Source organism: Endozoicomonas gorgoniicola (genome assembly GCF_025562715.2).
Taxonomy (GTDB): domain Bacteria; phylum Pseudomonadota; class Gammaproteobacteria; order Pseudomonadales; family Endozoicomonadaceae; genus Endozoicomonas_A; species Endozoicomonas_A gorgoniicola.
Genome location: NZ_JAPFCC010000001.1, coordinates 929,183 through 950,471 on the forward strand (window position 1 = coordinate 929,183; position 21,289 = coordinate 950,471).

A 21,289-nucleotide genomic window follows, 5' to 3' on the forward strand; every position below is an offset into this window, starting at 1 on the left:
CATCTGGCTGATGCCTTTGCTGTGAGTTGTAATACGCTATGAGCAAACTTCTGAACCGCTTTCTGAGCTACGTTCAATTTGATACCCAATCCAATCCGGGGTTCGACACGGTACCCAGTACCAGTAAACAGTTTGAGCTGGCGAAATTTCTAAAGGCTGAGTTGGAAACACTGGAATTGTCTGATATTTCTCTGGACGACAACTGTTATCTGATGGCTCGCCTGCCAGCGAATACCGAACAGTCGGTGACTCCGATTGGTTTTGTTGCCCACATGGATACTGCGTTCGATTATTCCGGTGAGAATGTCAAACCGCAGATTATCAAAAATTACGATGGCAAAGCGATTGCCCTTGGAACCACTCTGACACTGTCGCCTGCTGAATTTCCCGAGCTGGACACCTGCCTGGGTAAAACCCTGATCACCACTGACGGCACAACTCTGTTAGGCGCTGATAACAAGGCTGGCATTGCTGAAATCCTTACAGCCGTTGAGTACCTGGTTGAACATCCTGAGATTAAGCATGGTGATATCTGCATTGGTTTTACGCCCGACGAAGAGATTGGACGCGGAGCCAACCATTTTGATGTTGAGAAATTTGGTGCTGAATTTGCCTATACCATTGATGGCGGGCCGGTGGGCGAACTGCAGTTTGAGAACTTCAATGCAGCGCAGGCTCAGATTACGGTTTATGGCAAGAGTGTTCACCCGGGGCATTCCAAAAACAAAATGGTGAACGCCATGTTGATTGCTGCGGAATTCATCAACAGCATGCCAAAAGATGAAACACCAGCGACCACGGATGGCTATCAGGGCTTTTTCCATCTCAGCACAATGGACAGCAATGTCAGTAAAACGTCTATGCAGTGGCTTATCCGTGATTTTGACAAAGACAACCAGGAACGACGTAAGACGTTTATTGAAAACAGGGTAGCGGAATTCAATAAACAGTACGGTGACGGAACCCTGACCCTTGAGATTAAAGATTACTACCGCAATATGCGCGAAATGGTTGAGCCGCGTAAGGAAATTATTAACCTGGCACAGAAGGCTATGGAAGCCGCTGATATTAAGCCGCTTATCAAGCCGATTCGTGGTGGAACGGATGGTGCACGCCTGTCGTTTAAAGGCTTACCCTGCCCCAACGTTTTTACGGGGGGTTACAACTTCCATGGTCCTTATGAGTTTATTGCCCTGGAAGATATGGAAAAAGCCGTTGAGGTGATTGTGAACATTGCTTGTTTGGCGGCAGAGTAAACAGAAAGTCACTATCAATCCGTTTCATCTGTCTTTAAACAGGGATGTCCGGTTACTCCGGGCATCCCTGTTTTTGTAATGGCCGACTATTATCTGTCCGAATGCGCCTTAAATAACTCTGAAATAGGTAAGCTATTAAGAAATAACACTTTTATTACTCTGCTTAAACAAAAGAAACACGCCTTACTGACGTGAAATTGACGTATGTCAGCACCACTGAAAATGATATACGGAAAATAGCTCCCCCCTGTCGTATGGATGTTCAACCACCGAATGCAAGTGTAAGCCGTTTTACACAAGACAGCTTTCACTTATAACAAGTGGTAGACCGAAGGTTTTTACAACGGCTGGCTGAGCCGGAGAAGTATTCATACGAACAGGGTGATATTTCCCTCATATAAGGAATCTTTCATGAACACTGCAGTGAGTTCGAGCCCGTCTGTGGGTCAGAAAGGAGCACTTCAGCGCTTCCTGGATATTGTTGAGCGTGGTGGTAACGCGCTTCCTCATCCAATTATCATGTTCTTCTATTTTGCCGTCGGTACAGTTGTACTTTCTGCGGTGCTGAGCCTTATTGGCGTATCCGTTACCTACGACGCCATGGATCGTGTCACTGGTGAACTGGTGCCTACAACGGTGGCCATCAAGAGCCTGCTGACCGCAGATGGTGTCCGCTTTATCTTTACCAACGCTATCAATGCTTTCACAGGCCACGCTGCGCTGGGTACTATTCTGGTGGCAATGCTGGGTGTTGGTGTAGCTGAACACTCCGGCCTGATCAGTGCTATGTTGAAGCGCCTGGTGCTGGCAACCCCTAAAAGTCTGCTGACGCCTATTCTGGTGTTTGCCGGTATTATGTCCAACATTGCATCTGATGCGGGTTATGTTGTGCTGGTGCCTCTGGGTGCCATTGTCTTCATGAGCTTTGGTCGTCACCCCCTGGCGGGTATTGCGGCAGCGTTTGCCGGTGTATCCGGCGGCTTTTCTGCCAACCTGGTCATCAGTTCTACTGATCCGTTGCTGGGAGGAATCTCAACAGAAGCGGCGCGCATCATGGATCCGACTTACATGGTTACCCCGGTCGCAAACTACTACTTTATGCTGGTGTCCACGCTCCTGATCACGGTTCTGGGTACTATTGTTACTGACAGGATTGTTGAGCCTCGCCTGGGTACTTACGGTGGTGACATGGGTGAAAAGGCAGAGGCCATGACACCTGAGGAACTGGCAGGACTGAAGAGTGCCAAGTGGTCTTTCATTGCCCTGATCGCTCTGCTGTGCGCCCTGATCATTCCTGAATCTGCGCCACTGCGTGATCAGGCCACCGGACAGATTCTGGGTAACTCACCGTTTATGCAGTCCATTATTCTGATTCTGACCGCAGCGTTCCTGATACCGGGGGCAGCTTACGGTTTTGCCTCTAAAACCTTTGACAGTGCTGAAGGCGTTGTGACAGGCATGGTGAAGTCCATGTCTACCATGGCCAGCGTACTGGTGATCATCTTCGTCTCTGCCCAGTTCGTGTCTTACTTCACCTACTCCAACCTGGGTATCGTGGCTGCGGTGTCCGGTGCTGAACTGTTGCAGAACATCGGTTTTACCGGCCTGCCCCTGGCGGTAGCTATGGTGGTTCTGTCTGCGATTGTTAACCTGTTTATGGGTGGTGCCAGCTCCAAGTGGCTGATTATGGCACCCGTGTTTATCCCAATGTTTATGCAGCTGGGCTTTACTCCGGAATACACTCAGGTGGCTTACCGCATTGGTGACTCTACTACCAATATCATTACCCCGCTGATGACTTACTTCCCGATTATTGCCAGCTTTGCCGCTCGCTACCAGGAAGAGAATGGTCCCAAGATTGGTATGGGTACGGTGATCTCTATGATGATGCCATACACCTTCTTCTTCCTGGGTGGCTGGATAGTGATGTTTATTGTCTGGAGTCTGCTGAACCTGCCTCTGGGTCCGGGTGCGGTGATGTATATGTAACTTTTACTGGTTACAGTTGAGCGACACGGTCGCTTTATAAAAAACGGGCAGCTATGATTCTGCCCGTTTTTTTTGCTTCATTGATCTGCTTTTTGAATCCGTTGCCAGTCCTGCGTCGTCAGTTTCATTAACCCAGCCACCCTGCAGACTCATATTATCGTAGTGGATCACTATTGAGAGGTTGATGATTTATGGTTGCTGGTAAAAAACATGGCTAAATCAATAAAAGCATATACAAGCTTTTTAATGATGGTGTAAGGAATACTGTCATCAGTGGTGGGAGTGATTGAGGACTCATCGCCTGCTTCAGGGGCTCTGTTTGCTGCTGAAGCCGGGGTTGCTAAAGGTGTGCAATATAGCTGATTAGAGTGTTGATAATAATCAAGGTTTAGATGGTTTTTAAAGCACTGGCTGACACCGGTCATAATCGCAGGAGAATGTATCTCGTGTGTCTTGATAATCACTGCGAAGTCTCTCGTACTGTCATCAATAATAACCTTATAATTATTATTTTTTTTCAGGGATTCCAGAAAAGTGCTGTACTTGGAACTGGCATCACAAAACAGGCCAAAATTTGTATTAATTTTATCCATATCTTCAGACTCACATAGCGAAATGATAGAGCTACGAGTATTAATTGCAGTAACTGATAAGCCATCTTGCTTCACAACTTTCAGAACACCACCAACACTCTTCAGATCATAATTGTTATTCATTGCATTCAGGTTATCTACCAGCAAATACCTGAAATATGGGAAAATGGTTTTAACGCTTCCACATTGGGCGGTTAAAATATCAGAAGTTTTAAAATAGGCCTGGTGGCTACAGGAGCGCATAAAGCGTCCCGGATAAGAAGCACCAGCGATACTATTGATGTAAAAAGTAAACAGGGATGCATCATTGACCGGTGACACCTGGAGCGTTGATAACTTCTCTGCCGGAGGGAGGAGCATAAAACCAGCATGCTCAACATCAAATACTTTTAAATCAATGGTAAAACCTTTATCAATGTAATCACAGGCATTGTTTAAGGAAAGATTATGATTCGTTATGATTTGTGAAAGATCAATGACTTCAGCTTCATCGCTGTTATTCGTTCCCAGTTCTATAAGCTCTGTTTCAAGCTCCTGGGTTTGAATAGCCTGTTCGGATGTGTCGTTTTTTATCGAATCATTCCTGATCGGATGCCACATTGTTTTATCAATACTGCCATTTTTATTGGTCACTGTTTTTTCCAGAAAAACAGCGGAAAGTAAGTCTGTTTCCGGAGAATAAGAAAAGTGTGCTTGATAACATATATTTTCATCGCATTTTTTTGAAGAATAAGGACCTTTAGGAATCATGAGTTGCGGGTCTATACAGTCAGAAAAGACCAGCGAACTGAAGAATAAGGGAACCAGGGTTTTTGCGATAAACCTAAAGAAAGAGAAAGCTTTCATCTGCAAACTCATATCATAGAAAAACTTCAGCCCAGAATAGAAGAGAATAATTTATTGCACAAATAACCCATCAAAATACATGACATGAATCAGTAACGATCAGGCAAAGTGATCAGCAGGGAAAAGCAAATTGTCAGAATCTGACCTGACGGTATGAACGACAATGGACCGGAGAGTGTCAGGTCAGATATTAATTGCTACAAATTATTAAACCGCAGACGGATAATACCTTTCTGAGAGACCAGGTCCCGGCTGTCAGGCTGGGAAAATAACAGGTCTACCTGTTCGTCAGAGACATCGAAAAGCTGTACTGCGACCTCTTTGATTGCTTCTCTTTCCGCATCGCCTTCTATCCCTTCCGGAGTGTTGTTATGAACTTTTTTGAGTTCCGAATAGACACCGGTTTCAATTCGACCAAACTGTTGATGTCTTTTATCGACGCTCCGCCTCTTAAAAGCAGATTTAACCGTTACCCCTAATCTTGCGCCACCGACAAGAGAGTCGGCAACCAGGCTTCCGATCCCCGGAGCTGCCGTTGCTGCCGCTGTACCGGCAACAGCACCGGTCGCGTCAATCGCGCTATTGGCTGCGGCAGCCTCAGATTTTACCAGAGTTCGGTCTTTTTTCGCACTGATCACTTTTACAGCCACTTCCAGGGCATTTTTAAGAGAAGGTTTTGCCTCTATGATGGCAAAATTCCTGTTAACAAACCCGCCCAGCCAGGACAGTTTGGCATCGAGAATATCATTATTTTTTCTCCGGTAGTTCCGCTCTTTAAACTCCCTTGCACTGCGAACCATATAGTCGGCCTTCAGAACTGGGATAGCAGACGTTACCATTGTTCCTACCGTCCACCGGGTCTGACTTTTTTGATGTTTTATTTTCCGGCCTTCATAGCTGGAAAATGCTTCAAGCGTATCGGTGTAGCCTGAGTAATCCGTAATATAATTTTGGACATCAGACTTGTAAGGAAGCTGTTCGGCTTTCTTTAGATAACGGTGCAACTGGTTTTCATTAATGACCAGTTTGTGCTTTGAGGCCAGGGCAGACTTGCCTTTCTTCAGAGGGGTAGAGTAGTCGACCTTAACGCCAACCGGTTTCATAATATCATTTAACAGAGCCATCATCTTTTTCGACTGGTGAGCAGCCTTCAGCGGAGTGCTTTCCTTGTCAGCAGAGCCTTCCTTAAGCCTTTTTTCAAAGTGGGCTGTTCTTTTATTAAACTCACTTTTCCAGGCGATTAAACGTCTGTTGACGTCCTGACTGGTGCTGTCTTTCCGTTTTTCAGTCAGCTTTATCACCTGGTCTGTTAATGCAAGGATTTGCTGGTCATTGCCATAATGGCAATTCTGTTCACCAAGTATTGTGAGCAAAGGATTGCTGTCGCTTTCATCTCCTCTCAGCCTGGCGATCAGTGCATAATCTTTCATATCCTGTACGGAAATTTGCTCAGTCTCCCCGGAAGGAACCGATTTCCAGTTCTCAACCAGTTTTCCGCACGCCTCAAACGCTTCTTTTCTTTGCCTGAGTTTTGAAAGCTTATGTAAATTAAGCCCGAGGGTGATGCTGTGTGAAACAATTCCTACGCCAACATCAATGCCGACACTGACCGGGTCCAGCAGCCCTTCAATGTACTCAGTGACTCCTGAATGCTCTACTGAGTGTTTGACTGTGCCATCAGTTATTTCAGATTCTGACAGGGTGCTTTCCTGAACAGTACTGTAGTCGGTTTGCAGAGCCTCATAATCCTGTGAAGTGAACTGATCAAGATCGTGTGTACCCAGCTGGTCAAAAAACTGTTCTTCCGCGTGTGTAAATACCGACTCAATGTCATCAGCTGAAACCCCTTCCTGCTGAAAAGCCGCAAGGTCTTCCGGGGTCAGCTGGTTAACCGCACTTTGTTGAATCTCTGAAAACTCTGATTTAACTCCGTCTGAAAATGCATGAGTCCCTGCGACGATACGCCCTGAATTCGCCGAGGCTGCAACGCCTTTGGAGCTTTCTGTCAGAGCTGAGATGTCTCCGGCGTCTCCTGCCAGTGAAGCGACCTCACCAAACCCTTCTATTGCTTCAATAATTCCCGGCGTCATACCGGGGCTGTCTTCGGCAGTGTGAACGTTTCTGGAGGGTGTGTTTGGTTTTATTGACCTGTCATCCAGAGGGCGGAATGTATCTGGCTTTTCGACAGGTTTGGCTTTTTTTCTCATAAAAGGCAGGAAGCTGAAAATCCGTCTTCCGTTTTTTTTGCCTGTTTTGCTACTTTTTTCTGGAGTTTCCTGCTTTTCGCTGGTGGTTTTGGCTTTTTCAGGAGATGCTCCGGGCAGATCATAGCTCCCGCGTTTACCAAACCCTTTGATCCCGGACATCCTTGCCCCCTGGCTGCTCTTAAGTCATACGTGGAGTATAGATAGAGCGGTTACTTCCAGGGTTTGTGTTAACGGCGTTAACTGCCTGCAGCAAATACTCAGTACCCGACCAAAAGCATTGCGTCTATATAGTTAACGTCTACAGTAGGTTGGGTAGAGTAAAACGGTACCCAACATCCATAACGAAGTACTCGCCTTTAAATGAGTAGTATTTATGGCCCCACGATTAAGGCAGATAAAAATAATCTTCTCGATATGGCTGATTTTGGGCAGTATCACTCCCGGCGAGGTTTACGCCTTTTTATTCAAGGTTACTTACACAGACTCCACAGGCAACAGGGTAAGCTTTTTCATTGAAACCCTGGCGTTTGCCGATGGCTGGGAAATTAGTCCCTCCATAGACAGGTTGCAGGGTTTCTCTGCTTTCTCATCCTTTTCTTCACTGACCATTCTGCCAGGCCGCAGGTACACCGTGGAAAGTGTATCCAGATCAGCTACACGGGGACACTACGTATTCACTATTGCCGGCGGACCGGAATTGCACCTGAGGGATGAGGTAACTAAATATTTGGAAGCCTTTAATCATGGCAGCATGTCTTACCCGGAGTACGAGCTGGACAGAGCCGTGTTTCTCGCGCTGCACCGGATTGAATACCTGCTTACCCACTACAGACTCGAAGAGATTGCTCATAATGGTCCGAATCCTACCCATATAGAGTGCCATAACCCGGGTGGGAATCAGCGTGACCTGTATGTCCATATCACCCCCGACGATTCAGAATCAAATTCCTCGATAAGAAGAATTCTGGAAACCCTTGCAAGCGAGCTTCAGAGTCAAGGCATTATCACTGCATGGCGACGCCGCCCTCAGGGCATGCGACACCCTGACGAGCGAACAGTCTCTGTAATAATAAGCCTGCCCGACTCAAGACTTACAGGCTCACCTTCGGCAAGAAGGCTCAACCGGCAACTCTCTACCGTTTTGCAACGATTAGGGGAAGCTGAATGGGAAGGCACCGGTACCGTCCATTTTCAGTTTGGCTATTCCGCTCCGGTTTCCATGAGGCTGGAGCGCACTGAGTTGCTCAATTTTGCGCACAGCCGCCCTCTGTACAAGGACTATTTACTCCCCATGCACGGCCTGCACCGTATCTTCTCAAACGACAATCTGGTTGACCGGGAACCATTCGGGTTTCAGCCACAAAGCACAGGCATGAGAAGTTTCAGGGATCTTCTGACGAGGTTAAGATTTTTCAATTTACTGGGCGTCCGCACCAATATACCGAACAATAACGACATCCAGAACAATAACGACAACCTCCGGCGCAACTCCACCCGGCGTTACTTTATGGTCAGCTCCACAGTAGTCACAAGGCCGAATAACGAACACCGGACTGTGCCGGTAGAAGAGAATTACGCCCGTATCCTTAACTTCTTACGCAATCTGAGATACCCACAACCTCTTTCTTTTGATTTCAGCTATTTCAACATGGAAAGTTACAACCGTATTACCGTTATAAACTTCCTGTTGACAGTTTACATAAGCAATAACTTAACTAATGAACAACAGGAAGAACAGCTGTCATGGCTCCCCCAGAGCCTGAATGATATCAGCAATTGGTACACTAACCATTACACCTGGGCCAGGCCGTGGACTCCCGTCTCCCTGTCGCTCTGGCGCAACTCTCCAGCCTCGCCCAACACTGGCAGAAGTAACAGGCATGAACCAGCCTCTGAACAGGCAGCACAGCCATCGGTTTGTCAGGACGAAATATACATACCCATGGATGTCTTTCAACGGATAACCAATGAAACGGCTGATGACTGTGATAACACTATATGCAGCTCTGCCCTTTAACCATAAAAAACAGCCACAGCCTTTTTCTGGGCTGTGGCTTTTAAACCTTGATTTGAAATCGAATATTTCTGGCTTATCAGATTAGCATCTGTAAACGTCCGTCGGAGGGCAGCTGCAGACAAAATGCCTGTCACCGAAAGCGTTATCGACCCGGTTTACGGCAGGCCAGTATTTTCCCGCCTGAATACCGGCGGGGAATACAGCGTCTTCTCTTGAATAGGGGCGATCCCAGCCGGAATCAGCCAGGTCGGCCAGAGTATGTGGGGCATGAACCAGCGGGTTGTTATCCACTGGCCACTCTCCGTTCTCGACTTTTCTGACCTCCTGACGAATGGCAATCAGAGCATCGACAAAGCGGTCAATTTCTGCCTTGGATTCGGACTCAGTCGGTTCAATCATCAGGGTACCTGCCACAGGAAAGGACATGGTGGGTGCATGAAAACCATAATCCATCAGTCGTTTGGCAATGTCTTCCTCTGTAATGCCACTGACGTCTTTAATCGGGCGAATATCAATAATGCACTCATGGGCAACACGATTATTACGCCCACGGTAAAGTACGTTGTAATGCTCTGACAATCGCCCGGCAATGTAGTTGGCGCTGAGAATGGCGACTTCTGACGATTTTTTCAAACCGGTGTGTCCCAGCATCTTTATATACATCCAGCTGATTGGAAGAATGGATGAACTGCCAAACGGCGCTGCTGCCACGGCTCCTGTGCCTTCATGTTCTCCTTTTACAGGGCTGACACGATGGTTGGGCAGATAAGGTGCCAGATGTTGTTTAACGCCAATCGGCCCCATGCCGGGACCACCGCCACCGTGTGGAATGGCGAAGGTTTTATGAAGGTTCAGGTGCGAGACGTCAGAACCAAACTGTCCGGGCTGGGCAATGCCAACCAGGGCGTTCATATTGGCGCCGTCCATATAAACCTGTCCGCCGTGTTCATGAATAATCGAGCAGATAGTACGAACTTCTTCTTCGAAGACGCCGTGGGTCGACGGGTAGGTGATCATCAGGGCAGACAGTTGTTCACTGTATTGTTCTGCTTTGGCTCGCAGGTCGTTAACATCGACATTGCCGTTACTGTCGCACTCAACAATCACCACTTCCAGTCCTGACATGGCGGCAGAAGCCGGGTTGGTGCCGTGGGCAGAGGATGGAATCAGGCAGATATTGCGATGTGCCTGTCCATTGGCTTTCTGATAGTTGCGTATCGCCAGCAGGCCCGCATATTCACCCTGGGCGCCAGAGTTTGGCTGCATCGACAGCGCATCATAGCCGGTAATATTGACCAGGTCCTGTTCCAGTTCCCGGATCATGGTCATATAACCCTGCACCTGATCCCTTGGGGCAAAAGGGTGAATATTGGCAAACTCCGGCCATGAAACCGGCAACATTTCAGCCGAGGCATTCAGTTTCATGGTGCAGGAACCCAGCGGAATCATGCCATGGGTCAGGGAGTAGTCCTTGTTCTCCAGCTGTTTCAGGTAACGCAGCATATTCGTTTCTGAGTGGTATAGGCTGAAGGTCGGGTGAGTCAGAATGGCATCGTTGCGACGCTGTTCCGGTTGAATACCAGAGGCGTTTATCTGGGCATCCACTTGTTTGATATCAAGCTGTTTGATATCAAGTTGTTCGATATCAAGCTGCTCGATATCAAGATCGTTGCCTGCGCCCAGGATAATATCAAACAACTGACTGATATCTTCGCGGGTGGTGGTTTCGTCCAGACTGATGCCCAGCTGATCATTGCCTACCCTTCGCAGGTTGCAGCCTGAATCCAGGGCTTTTTTATAGACAGTACTCTGATCGCTACCGACCCGGATGGTCAGTGTGTCAAAGTATGAGGTATTACAGTGTATCCCGAAAGTGGTCAGTCCTTTGGCCAGAATAGTGGTCAGGCGATGCACGCGTTCGGCAATAACCTTCAGCCCTCTGGCACCGTGATAAGTTGCATAAAAGCCTGCCATATTGGCCAGCAGAGCCTGGGCAGTACAGATATTGGACGTTGCCTTTTCCCGTCGTATATGTTGCTCACGGGTCTGCATCGCCATACGCAACGCCTGATTGCCACGGCTGTCCACCGAAACGCCAATAATCCGGCCGGGAATGGAGCGCTTCAGCCTGGCGCTGGTGGCAAAGTAGGCAGCATGCGGGCCACCAAATCCCATGGGAACCCCAAAGCGCTGGGTGTTGCCAAGCGCAATATCGGCACCCAGTTCACCCGGTGACTTCAGTATCACCAATGCCAGCAGGTCTGCAGCCACCGATACCATGGCTTGCTGCTGTCGGGCCTGTTTAATAATGCTGGCAATGTCGCCTATTTCGCCATAGGTACCGGGGTATTGCAGCTGTATGCCAAAGATGTCGTGCTGATCAAGGTCGGTATATGGGTTGCCGACCACCACCTGAATCCCCATATTTGCCGCGCGGGTCTGAATCACTTCGATGGTTTGGGGATGAACGTCATCGGCAACAAAGAAAACGGAATGTTTGCTGCGATTTGACCTCCGGCACAGTGCCATGGCTTCAGCGGCTGCCGTTGACTCATCCAGAAGCGAAGCGTTGGCGACTTCCATGCCGGTCAGATCCATGACCATTTGCTGATAGTTCAGCAGGGCTTCCAGACGCCCCTGGGATACTTCTGGCTGGTAAGGCGTGTAAGCCGTGTACCAGCCAGGGTTTTCCAGCACATTACGTTGAATAACAGGCGGCACATGTGTGTTGTGGTAACCCATGCCAATGTACGATTTGAACACCCTGTTCTGGTCTGCAAGAGAGCGCAGGTGAGCGAGCGCCTGCTGCTCAGTCTTGCTGTCGCTGACGTTCAGGGGCTGCTGCATATGGATAGCCCCGGGGACGGTATCTTTAATCAGCGCTTCCACCGAGTCTGCGTCCAGCAGGTTCAACATAGCCTGTTGCTCTTTAGTATCCGGGCCAATGTGGCGTCCGGTAAATGCATTGTTATGCTCCAGTTGCTCAAGTGCCTGTTTTTCAACGGCCATGTTTCTACCTTTCTTCTAGCAGTCATCCGAACATTTTACGGAGATGACTCAGTCGTGGATGGTTAAATGTTATTGTCCCCGGAGGTCAGCACATCACTACATTAACAGCCAGCCCACCGGTGGCTGTTTCTTTGTACTTGTCCTGCATGTCCAGCCCGGTCTGGTGCATGGTTTCAATGACGTCGTCCAGTGATACCCGGTGCTCTCCGGTACCAATCAGAGCCAGCCGGGCGGCATTGATTGCCTTGACCGCACCCATGGTATTTCGTTCGATACAGGGAACCTGAACCAGCCCGCCAACAGGATCACAGGTTAGCCCCAGGTTGTGTTCCATACCGATTTCTGCCGCGTTCTCAATCTGTAATGGTGAGCCGCCCAGTATTGCACACAAACCTCCGGCCGCCATGGAGCAGGCTACGCCGATCTCTCCCTGACAGCCGACTTCAGCGGCTGAGATGGAAGCGTTTTTTTTATAAAGCATTCCAATAGCCGCAGCTGTTGCGATAAAAGTGACTATGCTCTCTTCAACGGTGTTCTGTTCATCGCCGCTGTCTACAAAACGCACGTAGTAGGCCAGAACCGCAGGAATTACTCCGGCGGCACCGTTGGTGGGGGCTGTGACGACACGACCACCCATGGCATTTTCTTCATTAACGGCCAGGGCAAACAGGCTGACCCAGTCCATCAGCTCCAGCTGATCTTTCTGGTGAGCCTTACGGTTGAGCAGCTTCTGATGCAGGCCGTGGGCTCGACGGACGACATGCAACCCACCCGGCAGTTCCCCGTCCTTTGCGCAGCCCCGGTCAATGCATTGCGCCATAACGTTCCAGATATGCAGAATCTGCTGCTCAATATCGGGGTAGCGGGCGAGGTGGCGTTCATTCGCCATCACCACTTCGGCAATAGTCAGGTTATTGTCTTCACAGCGTTGCAGAAGTTCTCTGCCATTGTCGAAGGGGTAGGGAATGGTTCGGGGGCTGGTGGGTCGGGTCTGGGCTGTACTGGCTTCCTGCTCATCCAGTACAAAGCCGCCCCCGACGGAGTAGTAGTTATTGTTATGAAGAACAATGCCAGCATGGTCTCTGACGGTCAGGGTCATACCATTGGGATGGGCTGGTAACGACTGCCCGAAGTGAAACTGCAGGTGTTGTTCCTGACGGAAGGCAACGGGGTGTTGTCCGGCAAGGTGAATCTGCCCTGAGTCTTTTATGGTTCTGAGTAACTCTGGTGCTTTGTCCGGATCAAGGCGGTCAGGCTGCTCACCCAGTAAGCCCAGAAGTATGGCTGTATCGGTCGCATGGCCGGACCCCGTCATCGCCAGTGCGCCGAACAGGTCGATCTTGATACTGTCGACCTGATTCAGCAACTGTTTGTCTGACAGTTCGCCAAGAAAGCGGTTGGCAGCCACCATCGGCCCCACTGTGTGGGATGAGGAGGGCCCTACGCCAATTTTGAACAGGTCAAAGATACTCAGGCCCATGGGGTTCACTCCATCCGGTTCTACTGACTTTTTATCATGCAGCTCATGGCTGTTTTATTATGAAGGCATTGGCAGCTGTTTGCGAACACCGGTTGCATCGGTCAACCGGGTTGGGAAAGTATGCTGGAAGGGTAACAATCGTTCTGTTTCATATCAAGATGAATGTTTCTTATAGGAAACACCCGGAAATATGACTCAGGTCACCTGGGCTAAAAAAATTAAAATACAGTACCTTCATGCTGCCGAAGCTCTGCTAATATCACTGATTCCATGTTGTTCAATTTTTATTCCGTCATTGCTTAAGTTGTCGCTTTGTTAATCAATATCAATGCCCTGTTGTTTGGGGTATCAGACATTTGATATTCACTCTGCTCCGGAGCCTGTCCGACACGCTCCTTGAGTCTCCCCGGAGAAAGTGCTTTACCAGGTTTCAATGGCGGGTGTTACCAACCAAAAAAGCATGGTGTGATGTTATGTTGTCAGGTAAGTTCGTCAGTATCTTTGCAATGACGTGTTCAATAGTAATGGCAGATTATAGTTTTGGTGCGGAGAAGAAGATTGCGGTAGTGGATGCGGGCAGTACCGGTTCAAGGCTCTATATCTATGAATATTCACCTGATCCTGATACCGGGATTCCTGTTATTGAAAAGGAAACGTCAAGCAAACAAAAAGGAGGGATTCAAGACGTAGATGCAAATAATCTGGATACCTATCTGGAGAATCTGTTTGGCTCAGTCAACAAAGACAATATTAGTAATATTTATTTTTATTCAACCGCTGGTATGCGACAAATCAATCCTGATATAAGAGCATCCCTGAATGAGCAAGTGAAAAAATGGTTAAAAGCAGAATTTCCTTCATCAGACATTGACGTAGAAACAATACCAGGCCGGAAAGAGGCTCTGTATGCCTGGCTGGCATTAAATTATGTCAACAATTTATTTAAATTACAGGGAGACACACAAGGCGTTCTCGATATGGGCGGTGCGTCTACGCAGATTGCTTATGAAGTGAATGATAAAGAGGACTTTACTGTTGAAATAAACAGAAAAACTTACAAACTTAATACAGAAAGCTTTTTAGGCTTAGGGCTTAATCTGGCAATGAGCCAGTACCTGAATCAGGAAGCATGTTTCCCTGTAGGCTTCACTTTACCTGATGGTAAAAAAGGAACAGGTGATTTTGATGCCTGCAGTAAGGCAATTATGCCGCTGATTACAGATGTGCAAAAACTTAACAACTACACTAAATTACACCCTGTCAGAAATACGCACAGCTTTCTTCTCATCTCAGGGTATGACTATACAGCATCAGAGCTAAGAATCACGAAGAACTATTCCATTAAAAATCTGGGCAAGCAGGGTGAGGACTTTTGCAAACAATCCTGGATGGACTTAAAGGCTGGGAAAACTTCCTATGTGGCATCACCTTTTATATGGCATATCTGCTTTGATTCAGCTCTGGAGGAGGACTTGTTAACACTTGGGTATCGGTTGGATTTTGCAGGTCTCCCTGTTAAAACGGCTTCAACTGTTTCCTATAACTTAAACTGGCCATTAGGTGTTGTGCTTACCCCTTTTGTCACTACTTCTTCTAATCCAAAAGAGAATACTCATACTGACCTGTAGGCCTTTGGCGCCAAACCCCGGCACCCGGGGTGGGGGAGTTTATTTCCAGCTTAATTGAGTGAGTGTGATGTTAAGACGCAAGCGCGGGCAAATTTTTCAGACTCTCCTGAAGTCCGGCATGTACTCCCTGTTTTTTATATCCATTCCCTGGTATAGAACTCCCGGGCAGTTTGCCTATACCTTTGAAGGTTTTCCTGACTGGGTACTTACAGCACTTCTGTGTTATGCCATTGCAACCGGCATCAACGTATGGCTGTGGTTTGCCGAGAGCGCGACGGAATGACGCTTCAGCTAACACTGGTTATCGCTTATTTCCTGCTACTTATACCGGTGTGTCTGAAAGCGAAAAAATCCAGCACCAGGCATACGGCATCGGATCATTATCTGGCTGGCCGTTCTCTGGGGCTGTTTGTGTTGTCCCTGACGCTCTTTGCCACCATAGCCAGTGGCCATACGTTGCTGGCCAACACCGGACAGGCCTATCTGCTTGGTTATCACTGGATCATGGCAATGGGGTTATGGGCCACCATCAGCGTCAGTTATCGCTGGATTGTTCCCGGGCTGAGACCGGTTGCTCTGGCTAACCATTTTGTTACCCCCGGAGACTGGATTCGGTTTCGGTTCGCTGCCCAGCCGTGGGCAGCCCCTTTGAGGCAACTGCTCACGCTCTGCTTCTGCCTCTGTCTGGCCAACTATCTGTTTGCTCAACTCAAAGCGGCGGGCGAAATCATGGTAGTGCTGACGGACAGCAAGCTTCCCTACAGCATGGCTGTCCCGCTGTTTGGTCTGGTTATTCTGCTCTATGACTCGGTAGGTGGTTTGCGCGCTGTGGCCTGGACCGATGTGATTCAGGGGTTGGTGACCATTGTTGGAATTGTCAGCCTGTGCTACTGGATCACCAGCAACTTTGGTGGTTTACAGCAAATCGTTGCCGGCGTCACTGAGTACAGACCTGAGAGTGCCAGGGTTCCCGATTACACCTTTCAGGCTCGCTGGTTCAGCCTTATGCTAATGGGAGGATTGGCTGTCTGTGTTTACCCGCAGGGGCTGCAGCGTGTTTTTGCGGCGTCATCCACCCGGGTACTTTACCGTTCACTGGCGCTGTCCAACATGTTTCTTGTCATCTGCGGAGTGGTTCTTATTTTCGCAGGCTGGTCGTCTCTGTCACTGCTTGGTGGGGCCAATATCAATGTCGACCAGGTGTTGACTGTGGTGTTAAAAGAGTGGGCTGACAGCAGCGCTGTTAACTATTTCGCAGCCTCTCTGGTGCTGATGGCGGTGATGGCAGCCATTATGTCAACGGCTGACTCGGTACTGCTGTCGCTGGTGTCCATTATCAAACACGACTTTACTCAAGCTTCTGTTCGAACCGATCTTCGACAGGACTATCTGATTGCGGTTGTGGTCATGATGCTCTGTTCTCTTGCAGCGCTTTACCGGGATATTACCCTGTGGCACCTGCTTGAACTCAAGCTGGAATTGCTGGTGCAGTGTTTTCCGGGTTTTGCACTGGCACTGCACAGACCCTCACTCAGGGCGTCTTCTGTTTTTCTGGGGCTGGTTGCAGGTCTGGTGGTGCTGGTCACCGAGCTGGTTCTGGGGGTTCGCTCTGTTTATGGCATTAATAACGGCATGGTGGCTTTGGCCGCCAACGTTGCCGGTATTTTTATGCATCACTTTGTCATTGTTCTGGTGGCAAAGAAAAGGTCATTAGCTTTATGGACTAAGAGTGCTTATCCCATGAGTGCAAACAACCGTGGTTCCAGAGGCAGCCAAAAAAAGAATGAATAGTGAAATATACTAACACCGTCGTTCCTTGCTGAGGGAAGAAGGTGGAGAGCATGTTCGCCGTCATTCGTCTATTTGGTCACTCTCGTCAGCACACTCTTTTACATATTTGTCATAATCTTGTTTTGTCGTAAAGTAAGCTTTTTTCGTCTCAATGCAAAATCTGGCCTCAGGCGAACGAGCCTCCGTGGGCGTGGATGTAGATGTAGATGCCCCCTGGTTAGTGGTTACAGGCGCTTCGGCAACAGGTAGCAAACGATGAGGTGTATATGCCTGAACCCGGGGTGCATGTACCTGTGGTTGAAGTGTAACTGACTGGCACCCTTGACCGGGAAAACCTGGTTGTTGAGTTGGCAATAAATGGTATGTGTGTTGACTCATTTGTCTCTGGGGTTGAGGAGTACGTTGTTGCCGGTACAAGTCGTTAAGCTGAGAGCGTAATTCTCGAACTTGCCTCTGGGTCAAAAAGTTACAAGTCAGAACAATGCCGGCTACACCTAATGCAAATACTGAAATGCCCAGGCCAATATAAGCGGCGGTACTGGGTTTATTCTTATTAGACAAGGAGTCAGATTTTTTATTGTCAGATTTTTTATTGTCAGATTGCTCAGCTTCTCTGGAATACCTTCGACGGTGATGTTTTGTGTCTGATGGCATGGAGTCAGAGAGAAAGTTGGCATCCGGTAACCATTTAAATCCATTTTCATCCTTATCGCTGATATAGCGGAAAATACGGTTACTGTTGTCAGAATCCCGGAAATTATCAGAAATGGGGGCGTTTAAGTCAGCGGCATCGTTTCCATTCATCCAGCACTCAAACAGGTTGTTGTGAACAAAGTAATTTTCACTGTTGGTTCTGACCCCGTTAATCAGGTTTCTTTTGCATTCTCCAAAAAAATGATTGCCTTCTAACTTAAGTAATGTTGCGTTTCTCAGGGCATACTCAGAATTATTGGAGTCAGTATCTGATATGAGAAGGACAGAACTTTTGATATTTGACTGGCTGTTATATGAAAAAAAACGATTACCTTTTATATTGAAAAGGGTTTTATCTGATGTTTCGCCAAAATATAAAAGTGATTTATTTATGGAGGCTGAGATGGTTTGCCAGGTCAGCTGGATCAGCTCATTGTTAAAAATGTTTATAATGTTTTTTTCGGGCTGTATGTCCAGGTTGTATGATTCTGAATTGAGCTTGAAACTGATTAATTCTGAGTCGAAAGTGAGTGGCTTTGAGTTTTGCTTATCCAGTGTCGATAAAAAAACAGGTGCAGTAGACAGCCCTGCCATCAATATTCCCGGCGTACTTGAATCGATAAGGCTGTTTTCATTGAGATCATGGGGGTTCGAAGTACGCTTCAGGCCAATATAGAAGTCATTTGCCAGCCTTGCTTCAGGGGTTAGCGGAACACCTATCAGTTTTTGACCTTTCTCCAGAGTGATACTTTTTTTGACCTTATAGCTTTTTTTCCAGTGATCCGGAAGAAGGTGATAAGTTCCCTTGGCATAAACCATACTTAGCCCCTCGCCTCGCTGACCAGGATTCGGCAGTAGTGTTTTAACGCCGGGTCCGGGCAGCAGAAAGGCCGTATTCTCTTTATCTTCCGGCAGTCTGAAACGGTTATATTCTTCGATCGTCTCATCAACAGGCTTTCCGTCTGGAAAAAGTACGACGCATCGGGATATCTGATTGTAGGGAAATTGCTTTTGAATATTGCTTAGTACTGTCGCCGCAGCTATTTGAATTGATTTGCTCAGCCTGTCTTCCTTATCTACGGAAGAATTGCACAGATCACTTAATGTTTGAGTCTCTTTTGAAGTCATAACCGTTGACGTATATTCCCGGCGCATGTCTTGTGCTGTAGCAGGTAGACACGGAAATAAAAAAGTTAACGGCAATGTTCGTATTATGAAGGAACTTAATGAGAAGCTTTTCATGAGGATTGAAGTATACGTGTGTAAACGCTTGAATATAGCTGTTTATAAACCTCTTGCTATTCAGATTATTTGTTTTTTTAAAATGCTACCTGACAGTTGGCGTTGCTGCTTTATTAAATAGAAAGCCATGAACTCTGTAGAATTCATGGCCTGCTCTGCTAAGGGTATTGTCAACAATTATTCAGTGATGCTCCTGCCTTCTTTTTCGGCGGCTTCTTTTGCCAGATAGTCGCGCACCAGCCTGAACACTACAGGGCTTAACAGCACGAGAGCGATAAGGTTAGGTATGGCCATCATGGCATTCAGAGTATCAGCAACCAGCCAGATGAAGTTAAGGTTCAGAGTTGCGCCAATGGGCAGGGCTATGATCCACAGAACCCTGTACGGCTTCACTGAACGAGGGCCAAACAGATATACGAGGCAGCGCTCACCGTAAAAACTCCACCCCAGGATGGTAGTAAAGGCGAAGATGGTCAGCGAGAACGTAACAATGTAGTTACCAACGCCCGGCATGGCTTTGGCAAATGCCATGGAAGTCAGGGCTGCACCGGATTCACCGGAAGTCCAGAGACCAGAGGTGATAATCACCAGGCCGGTGATGGTACAGATAATAATGGTATCGATAAAAGTACCCAGCATGGCAACCATGCCCTGACGAACCGGGTCTTTGGTTTTGGCAGCAGCGTGGGCAATCGGGGCAGAACCCAGACCAGCCTCGTTGGAGAAAATACCCCGGGCAACACCAAAGCGAAGTGCTGCCCACACGGCTGCACCGGCAAAACCACCGGTAGCGGCAACCGGCGAGAAGGCATAGGTGAAGACCAGTGACAGAGCTTCAGGAATGGCAGCGGCATTAATCGCCAGAACACCCAGCCCGGCTAACAGATAGGTAATGGCCATAAAGGGAACCAGCGCGCCAGCGACCTGACCAATACGACGGATGCCGCCAATTAGCACCAGGCCTACCAGAACCATCAGGGCTACACCAGTTACCCAGGTTGGCAGACTGAAGTTGGCTTCCAGAGCCGCAGCGACCGAGTTGGATTGCACCGTGTTACCGATACCAAAGCCGGCGATAGCCCCAAACAGGGCGAACAGTGTGCCGAGCCATGCCCAGCGGGAACCCAGGCCATTTTTGATATAGTACATAGGGCCGCCATAATGGTTGCCTTTGTCGTCTACTTCCCGGAATTTTACAGCCAGTACCGCTTCTGCAAACTTGGTGGCCATACCTACCAGTGCTGTACACCACATCCAGAAGAGGGCTCCGGGACCACCAAGGAAGACGGCAGTGGCAACGCCGGCAATATTACCGGTACCAACGGTAGCCGACAGGGCCGTCATCAATGCCTGAAAGGGTGAGATTTCCCCCGCCTTGTCGTCGCCTTCTGCCGGTGTACGACCACTCCATAATAGTTTGAAACCGGTTCCCAGCTTGAGCAGTGGCATCAGCCGCAGACCCAGCATCAGGAATAGCCCTACCCCCAGAATAAGAACAAGCATTAACGGTCCCCAGACGACCCCGTTAATGGCGTTCACAATATTTGTTATTTGTTCCATGGTTTTATCCGCTGTTAGCTTGTTGTTCAGCTGCGTCACAGACCGGAGATACATCACTAACCTTGTGAAAATTCCAGCAAAAATCGTCCGTTCGCAGGTGGCTTTAACTTAATGAATTAGGTGGGAAAATTCAACGGAGGCTCAGACTGCATAAGGTCTGGCGGGTTTCATATAGGAAACAAATGTCGTCAATCAGGGAGTCTTCCTTTAATTCACGGCTCGGCTTGGTTACTATTGCCGATACTTCTTTAGTTGCCCTTTTTCAGTTGCTCCTAAGCTGGATCAATTCATGCAGGTGAAAAATAAAAATGACTGAGCAGGCTTATTTTTTACAACGCGAAAAACAGTCAGTAATGGTTACGCGCGGCGACAGAGAAGCGTCTGTTGAGCCTCTGCAACTGGGGCAGCGGGTTCGGGATATTCGACAGAGCAAGAACCTGACCCTTGAGGAAGCCAGCAAGCTGACCGGGCTGGCACGTTCCACCCTGTCGAAGATCGAAAATGAACAGATTTCCCCCACGTTTGCAGCGGTCACCAAACTGGTCACTGGATTGGGGATTGATATTCCACAGCTGTTCACCCAGCCCGACACCCGAACCTCTGCCACTGGCAGGCGCGCCATAACCCGTAAAGGGGAAGGGCAGTTGCACCCTACCACGACCTACGAACATGAGCTGCTGGCAGATGAGTTGTCGGGTAAGCGCATGATTCCCTACCGGACCACCGTGTTTGCCCGCTCTTTTGATGACTATCAGGACTGGGTGCGGCATGAGGGGGAGGAATTTCTGCTGGTATTGAGCGGTCGACTGGCGCTGTTTACCGAGTTCTACCAGCCTGTTGAACTGGATGAAGGCGACAGCGCTTATTATGATGCCGAAATGGGACATGTGCTGGTATCGCTCAGTGAAGAAGACGCTGTGGTGTTGTGGGTGACCGCCTGATTCTAAAGCAGCCTGAAGGGAGTGATGCCATACTATG

The 21,289-nt window shown here is 48.4% G+C and carries 13 protein-coding genes; 7 read left to right on the forward strand and 6 right to left on the reverse strand.

What is annotated here, in order from left to right:
* Positions 1 to 38: 38 nt before the first annotated feature.
* Together pepT and NX722_RS04330 are read left to right on the forward strand one after the other, a co-directional pair.
* Complete coding sequence (gene pepT, locus NX722_RS04325) at positions 39 to 1,256, forward strand: peptidase T (protein WP_262566877.1); 1,218 nt, start codon at positions 39 to 41, stop codon at positions 1,254 to 1,256.
* Positions 1,257 to 1,667: 411 nt separating this feature from the next.
* Positions 1,668 to 3,245, forward strand: a complete 1,578-nt coding sequence (locus NX722_RS04330; protein ID WP_262566878.1) for an AbgT family transporter — start codon at positions 1,668 to 1,670, stop codon at positions 3,243 to 3,245.
* A 170-nt stretch (positions 3,246 to 3,415) separates the two neighbouring features.
* Here the strand turns inward: NX722_RS04330 and NX722_RS04335 are convergent, their stop codons facing one another.
* Both NX722_RS04335 and NX722_RS04340 read right to left on the reverse strand, forming a co-directional pair.
* Positions 3,416 to 4,696 carry a hypothetical protein gene (locus tag NX722_RS04335; protein WP_262566879.1) on the reverse strand — a complete coding sequence of 427 codons (1,281 nt, stop codon included), beginning with the start codon at positions 4,694 to 4,696 and terminating at the stop codon, positions 3,416 to 3,418.
* 185 nt (positions 4,697 to 4,881) lie between these two features.
* Positions 4,882 to 7,050 carry a hypothetical protein gene (locus NX722_RS04340; protein ID WP_262566880.1) on the reverse strand — a complete coding sequence of 723 codons (2,169 nt, stop codon included), beginning with the start codon at positions 7,048 to 7,050 and terminating at the stop codon, positions 4,882 to 4,884.
* 214 nt (positions 7,051 to 7,264) lie between these two features.
* On the opposite strand from NX722_RS04340, the gene NX722_RS04345 reads away from it, so the two are divergent.
* Positions 7,265 to 8,908 (forward strand): hypothetical protein, encoded by a 1,644-nt coding sequence (locus tag NX722_RS04345; protein ID WP_262566881.1) that lies wholly within the window; start codon positions 7,265 to 7,267, stop codon positions 8,906 to 8,908.
* A gap of 81 nt (positions 8,909 to 8,989) precedes the next feature.
* Here the strand turns inward: NX722_RS04345 and gcvP are convergent, their stop codons facing one another.
* Together gcvP and NX722_RS04355 are read right to left on the reverse strand one after the other, a co-directional pair.
* On the reverse strand, positions 8,990 to 11,917 hold the full coding sequence (gene gcvP / locus NX722_RS04350) for an aminomethyl-transferring glycine dehydrogenase (protein ID WP_262566882.1): 2,928 nt from the start codon (positions 11,915 to 11,917) through the stop codon (positions 8,990 to 8,992).
* A gap of 85 nt (positions 11,918 to 12,002) precedes the next feature.
* Complete coding sequence (locus NX722_RS04355; RefSeq protein ID WP_262566883.1) at positions 12,003 to 13,397, reverse strand: L-serine ammonia-lyase; 1,395 nt, start codon at positions 13,395 to 13,397, stop codon at positions 12,003 to 12,005.
* A gap of 440 nt (positions 13,398 to 13,837) precedes the next feature.
* Here NX722_RS04355 and NX722_RS04360 point away from each other — a divergent pair, with 440 nt between their 5' ends.
* Genes NX722_RS04360 through NX722_RS04370 form a run of 3 tightly spaced genes read left to right on the forward strand, consistent with a single transcriptional unit; the run spans position 13,838 to position 16,816 of the window.
* Positions 13,838 to 15,025 (forward strand): acetate and sugar kinases/Hsc70/actin family protein, encoded by a 1,188-nt coding sequence (locus NX722_RS04360; protein ID WP_262566884.1) that lies wholly within the window; start codon positions 13,838 to 13,840, stop codon positions 15,023 to 15,025.
* Positions 15,026 to 15,083: 58 nt separating this feature from the next.
* Positions 15,084 to 15,308: a hypothetical protein gene (locus tag NX722_RS04365; protein ID WP_262566885.1), complete on the forward strand. Its 225-nt coding sequence runs from the start codon at positions 15,084 to 15,086 to the stop codon at positions 15,306 to 15,308.
* The gene (locus NX722_RS04370) at positions 15,275 to 16,816 is read left to right on the forward strand and encodes a sodium:solute symporter family protein (RefSeq protein ID WP_265442332.1); all 1,542 of its coding nucleotides are present in this window, start codon (positions 15,275 to 15,277) and stop codon (positions 16,814 to 16,816) included. The genes NX722_RS04365 and NX722_RS04370 overlap by 34 nt, the downstream gene beginning before the upstream one ends.
* A gap of 60 nt (positions 16,817 to 16,876) precedes the next feature.
* Here NX722_RS04370 and NX722_RS04375 read toward each other — a convergent pair whose 3' ends face one another.
* Together NX722_RS04375 and NX722_RS04380 are read right to left on the reverse strand one after the other, a co-directional pair.
* A complete protein-coding gene (locus NX722_RS04375) occupies positions 16,877 to 18,664 on the reverse strand; it encodes a hypothetical protein (protein ID WP_262566887.1) in 1,788 nt (595 codons plus the stop codon).
* Positions 18,665 to 18,928: 264 nt separating this feature from the next.
* Positions 18,929 to 20,311, reverse strand: a complete 1,383-nt coding sequence (locus NX722_RS04380; protein ID WP_262566888.1) for an alanine/glycine:cation symporter family protein — start codon at positions 20,309 to 20,311, stop codon at positions 18,929 to 18,931.
* 353 nt (positions 20,312 to 20,664) lie between these two features.
* On the opposite strand from NX722_RS04380, the gene NX722_RS04385 reads away from it, so the two are divergent.
* On the forward strand, positions 20,665 to 21,252 hold the full coding sequence (locus tag NX722_RS04385; RefSeq protein WP_262568611.1) for a helix-turn-helix domain-containing protein: 588 nt from the start codon (positions 20,665 to 20,667) through the stop codon (positions 21,250 to 21,252).
* The last annotated feature ends 37 nt before the right edge of the window (positions 21,253 to 21,289 follow it).